At 58.5% G+C, this 17,349-nt stretch carries 17 protein-coding genes and 5 pseudogenes; 11 read left to right on the forward strand and 11 right to left on the reverse strand.

Features of this window, described 5'->3' with window-relative positions:
- The first annotated feature begins 16 nt into the window (after window positions 1–16).
- From ACWTU8_RS28440 to ACWTU8_RS28455, 4 genes are all read left to right on the forward strand, one after another.
- Window positions 17–409: a hypothetical protein gene (locus ACWTU8_RS28440; protein WP_036263749.1), complete on the forward strand. Its 393-nt coding sequence runs from the start codon at window positions 17–19 to the stop codon at window positions 407–409.
- A gap of 79 nt (window positions 410–488) precedes the next feature.
- Window positions 489–683, forward strand: coding sequence for a hypothetical protein (locus tag ACWTU8_RS28445; RefSeq protein ID WP_455850741.1), 195 nt, complete (start codon window positions 489–491; stop codon window positions 681–683).
- A gap of 557 nt (window positions 684–1,240) precedes the next feature.
- The gene (locus ACWTU8_RS28450) at window positions 1,241–1,411 is read left to right on the forward strand and encodes an antitoxin Xre/MbcA/ParS-like domain-containing protein (protein ID WP_455850742.1); all 171 of its coding nucleotides are present in this window, start codon (window positions 1,241–1,243) and stop codon (window positions 1,409–1,411) included.
- A 172-nt stretch (window positions 1,412–1,583) separates the two neighbouring features.
- On the forward strand, window positions 1,584–2,243 hold the full coding sequence (locus ACWTU8_RS28455; RefSeq protein ID WP_455850743.1) for a DUF1403 family protein: 660 nt from the start codon (window positions 1,584–1,586) through the stop codon (window positions 2,241–2,243).
- On the opposite strand, the gene ACWTU8_RS28460 is transcribed toward ACWTU8_RS28455, so the two are convergent.
- The 6 genes from ACWTU8_RS28460 to ACWTU8_RS28485 all read right to left on the reverse strand — a co-directional run bounded on the left by ACWTU8_RS28460 (window position 2,212) and on the right by ACWTU8_RS28485 (window position 7,321).
- Window positions 2,212–2,916, reverse strand: coding sequence for a serine protease (locus tag ACWTU8_RS28460; RefSeq protein ID WP_455850764.1), 705 nt, complete (start codon window positions 2,914–2,916; stop codon window positions 2,212–2,214). The genes ACWTU8_RS28455 and ACWTU8_RS28460 overlap by 32 nt on opposite strands.
- A gap of 276 nt (window positions 2,917–3,192) precedes the next feature.
- Window positions 3,193–3,843: an FMN-binding negative transcriptional regulator gene (locus ACWTU8_RS28465; RefSeq protein WP_455850744.1), complete on the reverse strand. Its 651-nt coding sequence runs from the start codon at window positions 3,841–3,843 to the stop codon at window positions 3,193–3,195.
- Between the two features lie 67 nt (window positions 3,844–3,910).
- The gene (locus ACWTU8_RS28470; protein ID WP_455850745.1) at window positions 3,911–4,126 is read right to left on the reverse strand and encodes a rubredoxin; all 216 of its coding nucleotides are present in this window, start codon (window positions 4,124–4,126) and stop codon (window positions 3,911–3,913) included.
- Between the two features lie 153 nt (window positions 4,127–4,279).
- On the reverse strand, window positions 4,280–5,182 hold the full coding sequence (locus tag ACWTU8_RS28475) for a dihydrodipicolinate synthase family protein (RefSeq protein WP_455850746.1): 903 nt from the start codon (window positions 5,180–5,182) through the stop codon (window positions 4,280–4,282).
- 106 nt (window positions 5,183–5,288) lie between these two features.
- On the reverse strand, window positions 5,289–6,101 hold the full coding sequence (locus ACWTU8_RS28480) for a YggS family pyridoxal phosphate-dependent enzyme (protein ID WP_455850747.1): 813 nt from the start codon (window positions 6,099–6,101) through the stop codon (window positions 5,289–5,291).
- Window positions 6,101–7,321: a trans-sulfuration enzyme family protein gene (locus ACWTU8_RS28485; RefSeq protein ID WP_455850765.1), complete on the reverse strand. Its 1,221-nt coding sequence runs from the start codon at window positions 7,319–7,321 to the stop codon at window positions 6,101–6,103. The genes ACWTU8_RS28480 and ACWTU8_RS28485 overlap by 1 nt, the downstream gene beginning before the upstream one ends.
- Before the next feature lie 80 nt (window positions 7,322–7,401).
- Here ACWTU8_RS28485 and pdxR point away from each other — a divergent pair, with 80 nt between their 5' ends.
- From pdxR to ACWTU8_RS28500, 3 genes and pseudogenes are all read left to right on the forward strand, one after another.
- Window positions 7,402–8,877, forward strand: a complete 1,476-nt coding sequence (gene pdxR / locus ACWTU8_RS28490) for a MocR-like pyridoxine biosynthesis transcription factor PdxR (protein ID WP_455850748.1) — start codon at window positions 7,402–7,404, stop codon at window positions 8,875–8,877.
- 104 nt (window positions 8,878–8,981) lie between these two features.
- Window positions 8,982–9,122: pseudogene (locus ACWTU8_RS28495) on the forward strand (ABC transporter ATP-binding protein); the annotation flags it as partial.
- A 112-nt stretch (window positions 9,123–9,234) separates the two neighbouring features.
- A pseudogene (locus tag ACWTU8_RS28500) lies at window positions 9,235–9,419 on the forward strand (VWA domain-containing protein); the annotation flags it as partial.
- Between the two features lie 49 nt (window positions 9,420–9,468).
- Here ACWTU8_RS28500 and ACWTU8_RS28505 read toward each other — a convergent pair.
- The 3 genes and pseudogenes from ACWTU8_RS28505 to ACWTU8_RS28515 form a co-directional block, all read right to left on the reverse strand.
- Complete coding sequence (locus tag ACWTU8_RS28505) at window positions 9,469–10,692, reverse strand: trans-sulfuration enzyme family protein (RefSeq protein ID WP_455850749.1); 1,224 nt, start codon at window positions 10,690–10,692, stop codon at window positions 9,469–9,471.
- A 231-nt stretch (window positions 10,693–10,923) separates the two neighbouring features.
- Window positions 10,924–11,271 (reverse strand): annotated as a pseudogene (locus ACWTU8_RS28510) (ATP-binding cassette domain-containing protein); the annotation flags it as partial.
- Between the two features lie 188 nt (window positions 11,272–11,459).
- A pseudogene (locus ACWTU8_RS28515) lies at window positions 11,460–12,151 on the reverse strand (B3/B4 domain-containing protein).
- Between the two features lie 44 nt (window positions 12,152–12,195).
- On the opposite strand from ACWTU8_RS28515, the gene ACWTU8_RS28520 reads away from it, so the two are divergent.
- Window positions 12,196–12,819, forward strand: a complete 624-nt coding sequence (locus ACWTU8_RS28520) for a helix-turn-helix domain-containing protein (RefSeq protein WP_455850750.1) — start codon at window positions 12,196–12,198, stop codon at window positions 12,817–12,819.
- Between the two features lie 105 nt (window positions 12,820–12,924).
- The gene (locus ACWTU8_RS28525; protein WP_455850751.1) at window positions 12,925–13,107 is read left to right on the forward strand and encodes a LysR family transcriptional regulator; all 183 of its coding nucleotides are present in this window, start codon (window positions 12,925–12,927) and stop codon (window positions 13,105–13,107) included.
- 192 nt (window positions 13,108–13,299) lie between these two features.
- On the opposite strand, the gene ACWTU8_RS28530 is transcribed toward ACWTU8_RS28525, so the two are convergent.
- Complete coding sequence (locus tag ACWTU8_RS28530) at window positions 13,300–14,601, reverse strand: alkyl sulfatase dimerization domain-containing protein (RefSeq protein ID WP_455850752.1); 1,302 nt, start codon at window positions 14,599–14,601, stop codon at window positions 13,300–13,302.
- A 598-nt stretch (window positions 14,602–15,199) separates the two neighbouring features.
- Between ACWTU8_RS28530 and ACWTU8_RS28535 the strand changes: the two are divergent.
- Window positions 15,200–15,512: pseudogene (locus tag ACWTU8_RS28535) on the forward strand (phasin); the annotation flags it as partial.
- A 92-nt stretch (window positions 15,513–15,604) separates the two neighbouring features.
- Here ACWTU8_RS28535 and ACWTU8_RS28540 read toward each other — a convergent pair.
- Window positions 15,605–15,865 carry a hypothetical protein gene (locus ACWTU8_RS28540; RefSeq protein ID WP_455850753.1) on the reverse strand — a complete coding sequence of 87 codons (261 nt, stop codon included), beginning with the start codon at window positions 15,863–15,865 and terminating at the stop codon, window positions 15,605–15,607.
- 874 nt (window positions 15,866–16,739) lie between these two features.
- On the opposite strand from ACWTU8_RS28540, the gene ACWTU8_RS28545 reads away from it, so the two are divergent.
- Window positions 16,740–16,865: a hypothetical protein gene (locus tag ACWTU8_RS28545; protein ID WP_455850754.1), complete on the forward strand. Its 126-nt coding sequence runs from the start codon at window positions 16,740–16,742 to the stop codon at window positions 16,863–16,865.
- The last annotated feature ends 484 nt before the right edge of the window (window positions 16,866–17,349 follow it).

Genomic DNA, 17,349 nt, shown 5'->3' on the forward strand with positions numbered 1-17,349 from the left:
CGCGCACAGTTTGCGCATGGCGGCAGACGTTGGCCTCGATGCTCTCTTGTTCGAAATGGCGGCCGCAAGCGTTCGGCTGCTGCCCCTGAGCTTTGGCGACAAGGCAGCCAGGCTAGCCCACCAGACGTCGGGGCGGTTTCTTTTTGAGGTCCGGGTCGATGGTGATCCTCAATTTCAGCGAATTGCGGCCATCCGCTATGCGACCGGCACAACCGGAATCCTCGCCTTGAGCAAGGACGGGCTGGCGGTCGTGTCCTTCACGGCCAATGGAGAACTCGCCAGCTTAATCGATCCATTGGAAAGCTGGGATCGTCTCCCGCTACGCCAACAGGCGCGCAATGACATCCACGGGCACATCGACCTGCTCCTCGCCGCGCTTCGAAACGCGGGCTGCACGCCATACCGCTAGACTTTGAATTAAAGGCCCTTGTGGATATTTCCGTTTCGTTTTGTCGGCGCATGGCACGGCTCCCTTGGGGAGCGCCACGATGGAGGCATCATTGACAACAGATTTCGCGGCTGCCTGGTTGCATCTTGATCGAGCCTATCATTATCTCAGCGGCGACGATGACACGAGCCGCAAATCCCGTGCGGCCCTGGATTTGTTGCTCGAGGCCATTGCAACGGCACAATATTCGCGCCCACGTGGCAAGGTGGTGCAGTTCCCCCGGCAAGGCCGTTAGTTTACCTACTTCTTCACCACGTTGTTCCGCACCGGCTAGGCAGGAGGCTGGGTTTCCCTGACCTATCCCCCTGACAACGCCAGCCACTCCAGACTGGACTGCGCATCTACTCGCTGTATCGCGGTCTGCACCGCGCCAGCACCGGACCAGTCGGCGAGGCATTCCGCCACCCTGCAGCAGAACGGCAATGATATGCTGAGGGCCACGGCGAGGCGCCGCCCTCAGCTACGGCGGGTAACGACGTCATTGAAACCGCCCAGGGCAAAATTCGCTTGGGGTGCTGCCGCCTCATGGTCGTGGGCGACTTTCGGACCTGCAATTTGCGGAGGCGAGGGATCGGTAACTGTCTGCGGTGCGACAGCCGGTCGGAAATGGTGGGCGCCCCCGATCTGTGCATAGCCCTGCGAACAGAGCTCTCAATTGAGCCTGTGGCCTCCGGTCAAAATGATCTGGATCCCATGCGCGACTACTGGGGCTTCCCGTGCTGGGCATTCCGGAAAGTCCGATTCGCCGGCCCGCCTATCTGAAGGACTGAAATTTCACATTCCTCGCTCGAGTTGCATGGATGGCATAGGGGAGGCGAGGTCATCGCGCTCCGCAAAGGCGGCCGCAAGCACGCCTTGCCGGTTGCTCAGTGCGTCGAAGGCAGGACCGGCCCGGGGAACACCGGAGCTGTGAGTTGGCGCATTGTTCGGAATAGCGCGGAGAAAGTTCTATTACAAAAGTAACATTTCGGGCGTTTGAGCCATTTCCTAGCGTGCGGGACCGATGGGAGTGTCGTATTGATCCGCGATATGAGCGGTTATTGAAAGATATACAATTTCATATTCATGCAACAAGACCTTGTAGTGATGGAAATGTCGCCTTACCGGCATAAAATGCTGGCGACAGGCTCGGCACTTGCGGCCTAAGTTCATTAGCAAAAGCGTCGTGGGTCATCGTGTCGGGCATGATTCTTCGCCCGAAAGCGCCCGCACCCCGCGCGGCAAGCTGCCCGGCACCACCCCGGCCGCGCCGGTCGTGGTGCCGGGCTGGCTGCGCTGGGCCGTTCCCGACGCGCAAAGCCTTGTTGGAAAAAGTTTTGAGGACGTCGCGTCGCCGCCGGCGCCGCCATCGGCAGTCTCGATGCGCTGGTTGCGCCGGCAAGAGCGCTGGGCCGGCGCCTGGCGGCAGCGGCTGGCGCTCGCTGCAGCCGCTCAGGCGGCGCGGGAGGCTGCGCGCGTCGAAGATAAATCAATACTTCGCGACGCCGTGCTGCTGACCCGCCCCAGCGATTTTTTGCCCCCGAGACCAACAAATCCCGGTCCCGCCGGGCTATTGCTCCTCGCCTGGCGGCGTCTGGCGGCCGAGCCTGCGGAGCTGGCCGAGTTGCTGGACGATTTTGGCCTGGCGCAAGACGACGCGGGCGAGCGATCTGGCCGATTCGCTTCGACAACTGGCCAACACCGAAGGCGCGGTCGGGATGCTGACCGGCAGCTAGACGCGGCAACGTCAACTTTCCATCCCGCACGCATCCCGACTCGCCGCCTCAGTCACCGAATTTTGACATCACCTTCATGATCCACTCGCGCTCAGACGACACGCGCGTATACACACCGTACTTCAGGGCCTGTCCGCAACCCTCCCCAGTGGATACAATTCCAACCAAGATGGCGTTCTGTGGGTTATTGCCTTTGGTCAGAGGACCTCCACTGTCCCCTTGGCAAGAATCGGTCCCGCCGCTGGCGCTTCCGGCGCACATCATCCCAGCAAGGATCTCCCCATTATATGACTCCGGACGATTGCACGTTTCGTTGTCTACGTACGGGACCGTGCCCTTTAGGAGCTGGTTTGATGGTTCTCCATCTTCTGATTCTCCGGCTTCTAACGTGTTTCCCCAACCCGTCACAGTAAGGTTCTCGCCAATAGCAATTTGCGTACTGGCGGTAGCAAGGGGGATGACTGCTGCGGGTTGCGTACTGTCCACCCGCACCAGCGCCACGTCATGTTCACATGTCTCCGGGTTAAAGTCTTCGTGAACAACAAAATTCTTTGCCTCGAACGAAACGCCATCATCGTAATTTGTAGCGCCTACCTTGACCTCGACCTTTGCGTCGTCTGTTACACCCGCCAAACAGTGCGCCGCTGTGACGATCCATCGCTTTGCGATCGCCGATCCACCGCACTGACGCCCGTCAAGAAAGAGTGCGACCTGCCAAGGATGCTGTCCGATCTTGGTCGGCTCGCCACCCACGATGTTCAAAGAAATCTTAGCCTCCGGCGATGACGGGCACGTTACTTGTCGAGCATGGGCGTGTTGTCCCCCAACAAGGATAGCGAGCGCGCACAGGGTAGGACGGGTGATTGGTCGCATCAGTTTTCCTCTTAACTATTTGGCTTTACATATGTACGGCCGAGTGCCGTAGGGGCAGGTTGAAATACTACATACGCCCTCCTGCTTGCCATCCCGGCGCTTAGGCCAGGAGCAGCACAACTGACGCCGGATCTACTGTCGCGCATGCACAAGCGACTATATTTGAGTGCCTTCAGCTTTGGCGGCTGCAGCTACGAGCATGGCGTCACCCATCACAGCCTCGCCTCGGGCTTTCAACGTCTCGCCGGCATTGCGAATGTCGCGTTCCTCTTTGTTCTGACTGAGCTTGGATTTGCCGACGAGCCTGGTGATCTCAATCTCGATGCCGACGATTGCCTTGAGCAAAGTGTCGATGAACTCTTTCGGACTGTCAGTCATCTTCCAGGGCACGGTCTGCTCGGCCTCCTGAGTCCTGGTCAGCCGGGCAACCATACCTCGGACATAGCGTTCGTCGTCATGGATGGTGGCACGCCCATAGGCGTGCGCGACGCGGTAATTCCAAGTCGGAACCTGTTTGTGGAAATCGTGCTTGCTGGGATACCAGTTGGGCGAGATGTAGGCGTGTGCTTCGCGGAAGATGACCAACACTTCGTCGCCGGTTGCGAGGTCCTGCCAGATCGGATTGGCTCGTGCCACGTGGGAGTGCAACACTCCATGATGCCCTTGCTCCTTACTCAGTTCGAAAGGAATGTGGCTGGCGTCGAGTCCGTTCTTGCCGTTTGTAATAAGACTACCAAACGGGTTTTTCTCGATGAGACTATGCAGCACCTCGGTGCTCGACTCGGCGAAATGTGGCGGGACGTACATGGTGTTCCTTTGGCGGCAAAATCGGAGCAGAAGAAGTTCGCGTTGCTAAGCAAGCGGCAGTTCCTATTCAGATCTCGACCATGTCGAAATCGCTCTTGGCTGTCCCGCAATCGGGGCAGATCCAGTCATCAGCAACCTCTTCCCAGCGGGTGCCAGGTGGGATGCCTTCTTCTGGTCTGCCGTCGCGTTCGTCGTAAATGAAACCGCACAGCCTGCAGAGCCAGGTCTTGTACGCAAGCCCTTCGACGGCGCCTGCAGTGGAAACGTCAATAGGTTCACTCATGGCACGTCTTGGACCCGACATGGTTCAGCAAGGCTCGCTTTGGAAGCATCTTGCATAATCCCTGGACCATACAGAAGGGCCAGTTTGATGAAATCCATGCAGTCCAGTCCCCCGGCCGTATCTTCATTAGAGGCTCATGAGCGCTCCGCGGAGCTACCCTGTGACTTCACCAGGGAGGCATTTGAGCGTCTCCGCTATTTGATGTCTTGCTGCGTCGGGCAGGGGCAAGATCGGACGCGGTGGCTCTGCCCGGCAGATCCCGATCATGTCGGCGAGGGCGTAAACCACCCGCAAGCTGGAGAATTGCCTGAACAGACTCCAAAGCGGCGCGAGCATGGCATCGAGCCGGCGCGCTTCGTCGGCGTTGCCTTGCCGGGCTGCCATTACGATCTGTTGGCACGGTCTGGGAAACAGGCCGCCCAGCACACTGTGCCAGGTATCAGCTCCGGCGATCATGGCTTCGGTCGCGTGCCAGTCTCCACTATAGCCGATGGAAAAGCTCACCGGGACGATGGCACGCTGTTCCGCTAAATGGCGCGTCGTCTCATCGCGATCGCCGGCTGGGTTCTTGATGCCGACGATACCAGGTACTGCTGCAAGCCGACCGACAAGCTCTGGAGTAAACCGAAAATGGGTCGTGCCAGGATTGTCGTAGATTAAAATCGGCAGGCCACTTTCGAGCGCCACAGTGGAGAAATGTCCAAATACTTCGTCATCGGTTAGGCTGGTATAGGATACCGCCGCCAGCAATCCAGCTGCCGCGCCGATCGCTTTCGCGTCCTGCGCCAACGTCACCGCATCGTCTGTCCGCAGCGCGCCTATCCCGACCACTATAGGCGTGCGCGCGCCAGCTTCGCCCACCGCAGTTTCCAGGGCACGGCGGCGCTCTTGCCGTGTTAAATACATGTATGTGCCGGTGCTACCCAGGAGCCCGATGGAATCGACACGCGCCGCGACCAGACGTGCCACCAGCTTCTGCAGGCCAATCTCATCGACATTGCCGTTGCTGGAACTCGGGGTGATCGGAAAGGCGGACAGGCCGCGTGGAATCGTCACTCTGGCGTACTCCCCTGGTTCGATGCGACAAACGGCAAACTCATAGGCCGCATTCGGTCGGTAAGCTTGTTTGCGGGCACGACTCGTTCCTAGATTGAATCCAGCATCAGTCGGTTCCTGTCAGGTCAGGCCAATAAAAACCATCGGGCGTCGGCCGCCTACCGAAAATCGCCTGTCCCACGCGTATTATGCTGGCCCCCTCCTCAATTGCATCCTCGAAGTCTCCTGACATGCCCATGGAAAGCTCAATCAGCGCTGGATTACGCCGCACGGCTTTGTCCCGAAGGCGACGCAGAAGCTGGAAGCACGGCCGTACCTTGTCCATGTCACTGCTAAAGAGCGCCAAGGTCATCAGGCCGCGGGGTCTGAGGCGCGGGAACTGATCGAGCGTGCCGACGAAAGACAGTAATGCGTCGGGGTCGAGGCCGAATTTGCTCTTCTCGCTGGACGTGTTCACCTGGATATAGACGTCGAGAAAGCGCCCCTCGCGTTCGAGCTGCTTGTTGAGGAGGTCGGCCAATCGTAAGCTATCGAGCGCATGGAACTCACGGGCAAACCGAGTGAGATACTTGACCTTGTTGGTCTGCATATGCCCGACGATACTCCAGTTGATCTCAAGATCGGTGAGCTTCTCGCGTTTGGCCCAGGCCTCCTGGATCCTGTTCTCTCCGAAGGTTCGAATGCCAGCCTCAAAGGCGAAGCGCAGAATATGGGCTGGCACAGTTTTGGTGATCGCTAGTAGCCGAATGGAAGCGCTGTCGCGCCCGGCGCGCTTGCAGGCAAGGGCAATACGCTCTTCCACCGCGGCGAGATTGGCCTGGAATCTGGCAACCGGATCACGTCCGAATCGATCGGCGTCCTCGGCCGAGAGTTGTGGAGCAGGGCGTTGGGCAACCACATCCTGGGCTTGGCCTGCCATTACAAGACAGCCAGGGCTTGCTGCAGATCAGCTACGAGATCTTTCGGCTCTTCCAGGCCCACGGAAAGTCGGATCAGATCTTCGCCGACACCCTCCGCAAGATGGCCGTTCTGACGGGCGCGGGTTAGGCTGGCCGGATCGCAGATGAGCGAGTGGGCGTGTCCAAGGCTGACAGCACGAGCGACGAGCCGCAGCCGGTTCATCATCATGCGGGCGCCCTCGTAGCCCGCGCGCAGCCCGAATGCCAACATTCCGGAACCGTTCGACATCTGCCTCTTGGCCACCGCGTGCCCGGGATGGGAGTCCAGGAACGGGTAGCTCACCCAGGCCACGGCCGGATGCTCTTCAAGCATACGCGCAATTGTGAGCGCGGTCGTGCTGTGCCTCTCCATGCGAAGTGTCAGAGTCTTCAAGCCTCGCAAGATCAGGAACGAGGCGAGCGGCGACAGTGTCGCACCAGTGATGTATCGCAGGCCGGTCTCATGCAATTTGTGGAGGGTCTCGGCATCGCCGAGCAGTGCCCCACCCAATGCATCGCCGTGGGCGTTGATGTACTTGGTAAGCGAGTGGAGCACGATATCCGCACCATGCTCGATCGGCCGCTGCAGCGCTGGCGAGGCGAAGGTGCTGTCGACAGCGACTTTGATGCCCCGCGCATGGGCGCGTGCTGAAATTGCAGCGATGTCAAGGATGGCGCTTAGCGGATTAACCGGCGTCTCGAAATAGACAAGACGGGTGCGGTCGGTAATTGCTGCATCGAGGTTGGCGGGTTCCGACAGATCGACAGGAACTACTTTTACGCCGAAGCGCGGCAATGCTTCCTCGACCATGGCTATGGTGTTCACGTAGAGCGTTTTATGGACGATCAGTTCGTCCCCTTGCGAGAGCAGAGAAAGCATGAGCGCGCCGACGGCCGCCATCCCGGTGGCTACCGCCAGGCCGGATTCGGCGCCTTCGAGACTGGCGAGCCGCTGCTCAAGTATTTCGGTGGTCGGATTGTGCTCACGTGCGTATAGCTTGCCACCCAGAGCCGCCGCGGCGTCGTTTGCCTCGACACTGGGGAAGCTATAGGTTGAGGTTAAGAAGACCGGCGACTGGAGCGCGTTTGAAAAGCCTGTGGGATCGTAGCCGTGGTGAATTGCGCGTGTTGCGAAGCCCAGGTCTGCCTCGCCATGACCGATCTGGTTTGTCGGATGATCGAGTTCTTCGTTGCTTCTGATCACGAGCTATTTCCTCTTGGCCCTCGCTGTAAATAGCTGCAAGCTGGATACCTAAACACGTCCAGTTGCGGAGATTTTTAATGGTCCAGTTGTCCGAAGCGGCAAAGAAAAGTCGCGCTGGTGGAATGGGCGCCAGGCAGATCTATGAGGCGCTGAAGGACCAGATCGTCAAAGGTGTCTATGGCAAGAATGGCTTGCTCCCGTCGTCGCGGGGTCTTGCTGCCGAACTTAGCGTCTCCCGAACGACGGTAACGGCTGCCTACGAACAATTGGCAGCTGAAGGGTTTGTGGACCTGCGCCAGGGGGTGCGCCCCCGCGCCATGCCAGCGTCCATAGATCAGCTTGGCACCAAACGATCCCAAGGACATCGTCCAAGCGGGCAATTGTCCGGTTACGGAGAACGACTAAAGGCTATTCCTCCGAGGCCCAAAATGCTTCATCGGAATCTGCTGGCGGATTTCCGTTACGGCGACCTGGCTCCGTCGGATTTTCCAGTTCTCGCCTGGAAGCGAGCTGTCGTCGCTGCCGCAACGCAACGGCGGGACCGGCTTGCATACGACGATCCAAGAGGCTCGCCCAAGCTGCGGGCAGCGCTGCAGGGATACCTTTGGCGGGCGAGAACCCTACGGTGCAACCTCGAGCAGATCATAATCGTCAACGGCTCGCAGCAAGGCCTCGACCTTTGTGCAAGGCTCCTGTTGGACGCAGGCGACCGGTTCGTCATCGAGAATCCTTGCTATGCCATGGCAAGGAACATCTTCTCCGCGACAGGTGCCAAGCCCATGTCGATCGAAGTCGACAAGGACGGGATGAATACGAATCTGTTGACGGGTAGGGAAGCCCGGCTCGCCTACGTTACGCCCTCTCATCAATTCCCGTTGGGGGGCGTCATGCCAATCGGACGTCGCCATCAGCTGCTCGCATGGGCACGGCGAACTGACGCCTATGTCATCGAGGACGACTACGACAGTGAATATCGCTACGACATCAGTCCTGTGCCGCCGCTTCACGGGCTGGAGGACAGCGACAACGTCATCTATGTCGGTACGGTCTCCAAAACGCTCTCACCAACGCTGCGTATCGGGTACCTGGTCGTGCCCCCCCAGCTTCAGGATGTATTTGCAACTGCCAAGCAACTCGTCGACCGGCATACTCCGCTTGCCGGCCAGGAGGCGCTCGCTGCAATGCTGGAAAGCGGCACCTATGAAAGCCACGTGCGCAAGATTCGTCGTCGAAACAATGAACGGCGAGAAACCCTTCTAAACGCACTTCACTATAAATTTGGCGATCGCATTAGCGTATCGGGAGAGAATGCGGGGCTACACATTGTCGCTTGGCTCCGGGAACTGCCCCGGTCGGCGACGGACAAGCTGATCGAGAAAGCATGGAAGACTGGCATTGGCGTCTACTCGGTGATGCCACTCTTCGATCCTCTCGTTTCCGAGGGCTCGCCGGACCATGTTGGCTTGGTGATGGGCTACGCAGCTTTGGACGTGCGCCAAATAGAGCGCGGTGTCCATTTGCTGAGTCAGGCCGTCGATCGGCTACGCAGGTGATCAACCTTTGCTGTCAATCCTCGTGCGAAGGGAGCCGGATTTCGGCGACGCTGGAAAACCTCTTGCTGGTCCCCGAAGGGCAGTTCGGCGATCGTATCCTGTCCGTGATATTGCCAGCCAATAGGGTACGCAAAGAGGAAGCCCAGAACATCGAAACTGCCCGAAGAGTTTTGCAAATGATCGGGCTTAGTGAAAAGGAGAACCATCCCGCCGCCCTTCTTTCCGGCGGCCAGAAGAAGCTTCTCGAGCTTGCGCGCTGCCTGATGGCAAATCCCAAGCTGTTGCTGCTCGACGAGCCGACCGCACGCGTCAATCCGACGTTGATCCGCCAGCTCATGGACGTTCTGCGACGCGTTCAAGCGCGAGTTCAGGAATTTCGACGACGCGGTCGAGCTCGGCACCTGCAACATCAAGGTGGCGCTGAAGCGGCTGCGCCGGCTGGGTGCGCGGTGCGCGAAGGCGCCGAGGAAGAATTCGACTTGGCCGGCACCATCCATGCCACCGCCGAGCATGGCTATCTCGATGCGAGAACCCGGCCCGAGCCCGCGCAGGGGTAATCGCCGCCCTCGGCGATTACCGTGGATTCCGATTTTATATCGGCTCCGAGGAACAGCCGAAGGTTTGATCGAGAGCGTATCTGATGTCCGCAATCAGGTCCTCGGGGTCTTCAAGGCCGATGGAAAGACGCAGGTGCCCGTACTTCTGGAAGTTGGGCGGATAGCGATCGGAGCCGCCGCGGCCGCTGCCGCCCACGTGCACGATCAGACTTTCGTCGTGACCGAGTGAGACGGCGGAGGTGATCACCTTCAGATTGGACACAAAGCGGTTCTGGGTATCGGGATCGCCCTCGACCGCGAACGCCATCACCGCGCCATAGCCCTTGCCGGCGAACTGCTTTTTCGCCAGCTGGTGCTGGTCATGGGTTTCGAGGCCGGGATAGGTGACATAGGCCATGCGCTTGTCGGTGGCGAGGTATTGCGCGACGAGCTCTGCGGTCGAGAACTGCTGCCTGAGCCGAAGCGGCAAGGTGACCGAGCCGCGCATGATCAGCCAGGCATTGAAGGGAGAGATCGTTCCTCCCAGATCGACCAGGGCATCTGTCTTGACGTGACGGATGAGCTCCTTCGAGCCGATGACGACGCCGCCCATCGCATCGCCATGGCCATTGATGTACTTGGTCAAGGAATGGATGACGAGGTCCGCTCCCAGGGCAAGCGGCCGGAAGAAAGGCGGGGGGGTGAAGGTCGAGTCCACGCTCAACAAGGCGCCGGCTTCTCTGGCGATCGAGGCCAGCGTCGCGATGTCGGCAACCTTCGTAGTCGGGTTTGCGATCGTCTCGGTATGGATCAACCTGGTGTTCGGCCGCACGGCGGCTCTCACCGCCTCCATGTCTCCCATGTCGACGAAAGTCGCTTCGATCTGGTAGCGCTGCGGCAGAAGTTCCGCAAACAGGCGCCACACGGCTTCGTAAGTGACATCGCCGACGATCACATGGTCGCCGGTCTTCAGGAAGGTGAAGAACACGGCATGCAGCGCCGCCACGCCGGTCGCAAAAACGGCGGCTTCTTCGCTGCCTTCGAGTGCTGCAAGTTTTCGCTGCAGGCAGATCTGGTTGTGGCCGGAATTGCGCGTATAGGAGGGTGTTTCGGTGTCGGACCAATCCATTGTGGAGGGATCGTAAGGAAGCACATAGGAATTGGCCATGACGATCGGTGTGCGAATGGCACCGGACGTCGTGTCGATCTCGTTGCCGCCGTGGACCGAAAGTGTATTGAAGGAAAGCGTCGACAGCTTGTGCTTGTCTGGTCTGGACATAAATTAACCTCTTATTTGCTTGAGTGTTCAAACACTGTGTCGCCGCTGAACAGGCACGGCGTTTTCCATTTTCTGGAAAACTTGAGTGATTGCGAAGGTCAGGCCAACGTAAAAGACAGTTACGAGGAGGAGCGGCTTCCGCGACAAGGCCATTGACCTCGATCGGGCCTAGATCCGCGGCGGCGAGGATCCGGTTCAGCGCCACTATGAGAATAAGCTCCGGTACCGCCCATTTTGAAGAATTGTCATGTGGGGCCAGAGGTTGAAGCTCTGGAAGACCATTCCAAGGCCGCTTCTGAGCCTCTCAATCTGCCGCCAATTCGCGGGATGGCATTTCCCGTCCCGCCCGATACAGAACGTCACCTCTTCCCCGTTTATCTGGAAGGTCCCGCGGTCCGGAATTTCGAGAAAATTGATGCAGCGCAGGAAGGTGCTTTTTCCCGAGCCCGATGAACCAATGATTGAAACAACGTCGCCTTTTTCCGCGGCGAGCGAAATGCCCTTCAGCACCTCGTGGTCCCCAAAGCTCTTATGAACATCCTTCACGAGCAGGGCGGGCGTGGATGTCTCGGTGCGCATCATGACCTCATTTGACTGTCGGCGGTTGCCTGCTCCGTTGCAGGCAAAGCTCCGCCATTGCCGCGTTTCCGCGGGTGGAAAAAGTTTTCGCGACTGATCAGCCGAAGGAGCTGCGCGCGAACAGCCGCTCATGCAGCATTGCAGCGCCGCACAGTGCGTGATTTTCTTGGTGTTTCGTCGGCCGCTGATTATTGGCCGGCCGCGACCTTGTGTTTGTAGATTTCACATCCTGGCGCTAGTTGTCTTAGACCGCCAACCAGCATGTTGCCCGCCTCATCGAGCTTCTCCTCCGGCATCGTTGCCAAGCTTTCCAATATGAACCACATTTGGCCGCCAACAGTGTCTAGCCGGGTACGTGTACCCTGTGTCCAATTCCATCGACGACATGTCACGCCTAGATCATCCCGCCAAATCACCTCGCCCTTGGCAGGATGTTCAACAATTGCCTCCCCGTTCATGACCGTATCGAAGGCCTCAGTTCCCTCGGCAATCGACAATCTTGGCTTGCTCACATAGGCATCGAAGTTTTCGCCTCCGACTGGAATGGCAAAGCGCAGGCTTACGGCGTTATAGAGGTCGACCACGGGATTGATCGATGGGATACGGCCGTCCTTCTCCACCCGCTTTCTCAAAGCTTGAGCAGAACATGGCGTTCGATTTGGTTTCGCGCCGAACCGGCAATAGGCTTCGGCCCAACTGGCCATATGTGCGTTGGCCCACTCCGGCCCTCCGGAGGATACGAAGTCGCATGCACCCAGAAGAATCTCGGGGTCAATTGTTCCCTTCTCGGCGCCGCTGGCATCGACAAAGAGACGCTGATTACCCGGAAGTCAGAAGCAACATCCGCGATCTCTTTATCAATTACCGGAAAGCCGACCATGTCCCTCTGGCTCTCAATGACCACACTGGTCTACAATATCGACCATGGACAAGAAAGTCAATATATCGACCGAGCCGGGTGCTGATGTTGAACGCGTGAGCGCGACGGTCTCCCAAAACCTCAGGAGTTTCAGGCGGCAAAGCGCCCTCACGTTGGATGAGCTCTCACGAAGGTCCGGCGTAAGCAAGGGAATGTTGGTCGAGATCGAGAAGGGAACCGCCAATCCGAGTATAGCCATTCTCTGCAGAACCGCTGCGGCTCTTGGAGTGTCAGTCGCTGACTTCGTGAATGTGGCGCCGACTGTGCCGGCCCGGATCGTCCAGCCGCATGATGCGTCCACATTGTGGCGGGGCCCCAAGGGAGGAAGCGCCACGCTGCTTGTGGGAACTCAAGGACCCGACATGATTGAGCTTTGGAGATGGACAATGTTTCCGGGCGAAACATTTGAATCGCCTGGGCACTCTCCCGGCACGCTGGAACTCATCAACGTAGAGACCGGTGAACTCACACTCAAGCTGGCCGACACGGACCTTGTGATCCAACCCGGTTCGTCGGTGTTGGCGCGAACGGAGGACAGGCACGCTTATCTCAATTGCGGGACCGAGGGGCTTCGCTTCATCATGGCAGTGGCAGAACTGCAACGAACGCGGCTGCGAGTTGAACTCTGAAACGTCAGCTTGTCAGTCGGCCGCATGTGAGCAGTGCTGAAAAAAAATGCCGCTTGTACCGGGATGAGATCGCAAATGCCTTGGATGTGGTAACGAAGACGAAGGATGGAGAATCTGCGCAGCCTGCCGCTTCCAACCCTTAGAACGTTCGAAGCTGCCGCACGACATCAAAGCCTCACCAAGGCAGCGAATGAACTGCACCTGACCGACAGCGCTGTCAGCCATCAGATTCGACGGTTGGAAGAGGCTCTGGCTTGCGCGCTTTTGTCAAAGCCGGGCGTGGTCTGATCCTGAGCGATGCAAGAAAAATCTTCGCTAAGGCTGTCTCCGGGGCACTGCAAGACATCTCGATCACCGCAATGCGGCTATCGGATTTGGAGGATGGGGGAGGGCGGCTGGATATTGCTTGCCCACCGATGTTCGGGAACACATGGCTTGCCGACAGAGTGGCTGCGACCCAAAGACCACTTTAGAAGGTGCTTAATTCCGGTGCTTCATCAGGAACTGCGCCGAGGTGAGATAGTAATTGCGGGCCGTAGCGTTTACCTGGCGTTCGCCTAGTTCGGTGAGCGCCTTGCCCTTGATCTCCTTGGCGGCGACATTGTCCGCGTCGAGTGCCACGACGTAGTCAGCCAGCTCCGCTCCCCATTGAAACTCCTTCATCTCGAGCGCTTCTTTTGCCCGAGCAAGCATCTTCCCTGGTCCTCCGGCCATCTCGACCATCTTGCGAGCGCGCTCCGCGGGCGGCAGAGGTGAAATATTCGTCGCGTTTCCGTCAAACCAACCAACGCGGTCGGCGTAGATGCCACGGACGGTCCATGCGACGCAGCCATAGTATTCCTGCAGGTACGGACTGTTTGCGAGTTCAGGGGATAGCTTGACCTCTTGGACAAGTTCATCAGGCGTTTTGCCCTGCTTGATACCGGAAAGCGTCTGCTCAAATACGGTCTTGATGCCATCCCGATAGTCTGTCAAGGCCTTGCGAACCTCGTCCCTGCCCACAATCGGCCGCATATGGCCCTGCACCATGTAGGTTGCGTTCAGCGCGAGCATCTTTTCCAGGCTGCTGATCCATGTTTCGGGCGGCCTCAGTTTAAGGCCGCGGAGCGGGGAGAGGTTCGGGTAAGACTTCAAGACGACGTCACCCGGGATAAGAACACTCTTATCAGCGAGCCACACAGCAGTGTTCTCAGGAGCTTCACCTGGGGTATGTATGAGTTGCATTCGGACGCCTGCCACCTCGACCGTTTCGCTCTCGCCGCTGAATGTGCACGTCGGCGGCAGAAAGCCTTCCCGTGTGTGCGGTGTCACCCGGCCATATTCAAGCTGCGTCCCTGCATTGATGAAGAGGTGGTCGGGCAGCGTCGTGCCGAAAACGTCTCCGCCGTCGCGCGGACCCCTTCCGAACTCTGCTGCTTCTATCAGCGACTGGTGGCTGTAAATCTGGGGACTTTCCTCTCCGGCAAACACCTTCGCGCCGCCTGAGTGGTCCGGGTGGTTGTGGGTGTAGAGGATCGCCCGGACCGGGCGCGTCAGGCGGTCGCCGAACACGTCGACAATTGCCCTCGCGTCCACTAGGTTTGCCGACGTGTCGACGATGATCGAACCGCCGTCACCCTGGACCAATGTGACATTGCTCGCCGAGTACCCGACAGCGGCAAAGACGCCATCGGTGATTTCGATGACCTCCTTCCGAAACTCAGCCGAACTTTTGCGCAATTGTTCGCGCCCTGCAAACTCACCCGCGAATGCAGACGACAGACCAAAATTTGATGCGACCATTATCGCTTGCTCCCTGACCCTGACATGATGCCTCAGTATTGGTGAGTACACACTTCTGCGACGGTCGAATTTGAGCCGGGGGCATGCAAATTCCACAGAATCCGCGTCCAACCACGCTATTGACGTCGAGAACAGCGTTTTTTTATGTTGACTTGATCGCGACACGGAAGACTACCACCTGAACAAGAACGGCCTCTCTCGTTTTGTCGGTCTCGTGTTGATTGCCGCTGAGAACTGACCCTCCACTCCAGTTGCCGGGTCAGTTCTCAGCGGCAATCAACACCGTTCAGGATTGGATTGATAAGGGTCGTATCACTTATAGGACTGATTCCGTGATCTCGAGGTCGAGCCTGTGGGATCCAATTGGGTCTCAGTCAAGGTCCGCTTAACGACCGACTCCAAAAGATGAACTTTCTCTACCGCGCGGGGGCAGCGGATTCTGACTAGAACAATTCAAACGTGGACAGAGTGGACGTTCGAAGCTCCGATCTGATTCTTTGGATCGCAGGTATTTTGGAGCGCATATACAGCTGTCACGTATGGGCTCAGTATGCTGGGCGCGGGGGAAGAAAACATCTTCAGGCAGGAGGCTAAGGAAATGTCCAAGACCACCACCGACAAGTCCAGCGAAAACGCCGAAACGATCGAATTTCGGTAATCGACCCTGGCAAGGCCACCGATCGGTCTCGCGACGTTGCCCAAAAGAACGTCGAGCAGTCGAAAGAAGCTCTTGCCAGTTAAAATCCGGTGGTGACGACGCTCATAAGGCCCTCGAGTCAACCGCCGAACCCGCGAAATCGGTCAGCAACGAGCTGTCGCTGAAGACGATCGCCGCACTGCGCGCCAATGCCGAAGCCACCTTCTCGCACCTTGAGGCCTTGGTCGGTGCAAACTCGCCTTCAGAAGTTTTGGCTTGGGCATAAGCGGGGCGATCTGCTCCCATTCGTCGTCCGTCAAATCGGATGAGTAAACCATTTCAAGTCATGCGGTTTCTCCGCTTCCTTCACAGGAAAGGCGCACCAAGAACGGGGCACACCTCAATACAAGCGTCGGCAGCCTTCAACATTCGTTCGCTCGGATTGAATCCTGGGAGCATTTGCCCCAGGATCATAGCATTAAGGAACAGCGAGCCACCTAGACGCGGATGGGTCGTGTGCCCTATCGCCAAACTAAAATTTGAAGGGCGACCACCATAGCGGAATGCAATATTGCGTGCATTCGAAACCCCAGAGATACCATGCTTCTTTTTTCCTTCCGCGCTCATGTTTGCTTTGCTTTCTATTTATTCTGTCGTCAAAATTGTGCATAAATTACTGCGCCACCGTAACCGATGACGTATGCTTCCGGCTCATTGTCTTCATGTTGCGACCCAAGGCTGTTGCCCACGGTTGCGCGACTTTTGTGGTCTTGTTTCCCTCTTAGAGGGGGTACACGGGTTCAAGGGAGGAGCGCATCGCTTCTCTTGCGCATTTGGGGGCAGTCACCCTCGTTCCGTGTTGCCACCTCTCAACTTACAAAGACCGTGCCAGCACCTCAGCGCCCAGCAAGCGCGATTTGCCGTGAAAACCTCCACAGTGCCCAGATGTCAGTTGTAGTGAACCTGAATGTCAGTTGTAGTGAACCTGACATTTTGTCTGCCGCTGTCAGCTTTTGGACACGGGATCACGCAGCTTCGCGCCGCCGGAAAAGGCGTGGCCAGCGCCCAACGTCGTCTGAAGCATCGACACCAGGCGCCACGGTGTCGCTCACGCCAGATCGTCGTGAACGAGACGTTCAAGCTTGACCCGGGAACTCGAGCCGAAAACGGCCCGAGGTTTTGGCTTTGTTTGGGGCCGCCGGATGACGACGGCGCGGAGCCGGCGGCAATGGCGGCGACTATACCACGGCGCCAATCTTCGCCCGCATTTGGAGGCTCTCCGACGACGATGTGGTGCGCCCTCACCATCGTCATGGCGAGTGGCTGGAGGGCGGGATGCGCCGTGGTCCCCGGGGGCGGTAACCATCTGAATGTCGGCATGAGCGCATTGTGGCAGCCAGACGAGACCTTCTTCGATCTGCATACGCGACAAGGAAGTAGCCAACGCGATGCTGGCCCACATCGCTGAAACGCAGGTCGCCGACGCCATGTCTCGGAGAAGGTGAAGACGCAAAAGCAGATCGTGCGCGTCTTGTCCGAAGGCACAACGGGGCGCTCGAAGCTAGCCGCCTGGATGGCGGTTCCGGTCCGCGCCTATGCCGATCGTGGCGGCTTTCCGGACCGCTGACCAGTGGGCCGAGGCCGCGCCGCTGTTTGCGCCGCCAACCGCTGAATGAGCGGACAGGGCAGGGCGGCGGGGATTCCGCCGCCGGTCCCGCCGCCCGTCGCCGAGTTGAATGTGCGGGTATTCGCCAGCAGCGAGTGCTGGAATCCGCAAAAGCGCGGCGCGAGAGGCCACCCGGAAACCTGCGCGTTTGTCGGCGCTGTTGCAATTGGCACGGAACTTGCTAAGACATTGGGCGCAACGTTCGACCGGAGCGCAGCGACGGGAGATGCCCGGGAGGGAGGAGCCCACCTTGATCCGGTCAGGAGACAGTATGTCGATACTTATGATCTGCAAACCGCAGCGCGAGTTCCGCGGTCCGCAAGCCCTCTTTGCGGCCCTGCCGTTCACTGTTGATTGGAGCCTGACCCATGCCTGAACCAAGAGCCGGCCATATCGCTCTTTTAATCCTGGCCCTGCTTCTTGCCGGGCTTGCAGCGCCTGTTAT

The sequence above is a fragment of the Mesorhizobium sp. BHbdii genome (assembly GCF_053848045.1).

What these genes read in the sequence shown, in the direction of transcription:
- ACWTU8_RS28440 (WP_036263749.1), top strand. Translation starts at nt 17, where the DNA reads ATGGCGGCAGACGTTGGCCTCGATGCTCTCTTGTTCGAAATGGCGGCC.
- ACWTU8_RS28445 (WP_455850741.1), top strand. Translation starts at nt 489, where the DNA reads ATGGAGGCATCATTGACAACAGATTTCGCGGCTGCCTGGTTGCATCTT.
- ACWTU8_RS28465 (WP_455850744.1), bottom strand. Translation starts at nt 3,843, where the DNA reads ATGTACGTCCCGCCACATTTCGCCGAGTCGAGCACCGAGGTGCTGCAT.
- ACWTU8_RS28470 (WP_455850745.1), bottom strand. Translation starts at nt 4,126, where the DNA reads ATGAGTGAACCTATTGACGTTTCCACTGCAGGCGCCGTCGAAGGGCTT.
- ACWTU8_RS28480 (WP_455850747.1), bottom strand. Translation starts at nt 6,101, where the DNA reads ATGGCAGGCCAAGCCCAGGATGTGGTTGCCCAACGCCCTGCTCCACAA.
- pdxR (WP_455850748.1), top strand. Translation starts at nt 7,402, where the DNA reads ATGGTCCAGTTGTCCGAAGCGGCAAAGAAAAGTCGCGCTGGTGGAATG.
- ACWTU8_RS28505 (WP_455850749.1), bottom strand. Translation starts at nt 10,692, where the DNA reads ATGTCCAGACCAGACAAGCACAAGCTGTCGACGCTTTCCTTCAATACA.
- ACWTU8_RS28520 (WP_455850750.1), top strand. Translation starts at nt 12,196, where the DNA reads ATGGACAAGAAAGTCAATATATCGACCGAGCCGGGTGCTGATGTTGAA.
- ACWTU8_RS28525 (WP_455850751.1), top strand. Translation starts at nt 12,925, where the DNA reads ATGGAGAATCTGCGCAGCCTGCCGCTTCCAACCCTTAGAACGTTCGAA.
- ACWTU8_RS28530 (WP_455850752.1), bottom strand. Translation starts at nt 14,601, where the DNA reads ATGGTCGCATCAAATTTTGGTCTGTCGTCTGCATTCGCGGGTGAGTTT.
- ACWTU8_RS28540 (WP_455850753.1), bottom strand. Translation starts at nt 15,865, where the DNA reads ATGAGCGCGGAAGGAAAAAAGAAGCATGGTATCTCTGGGGTTTCGAAT.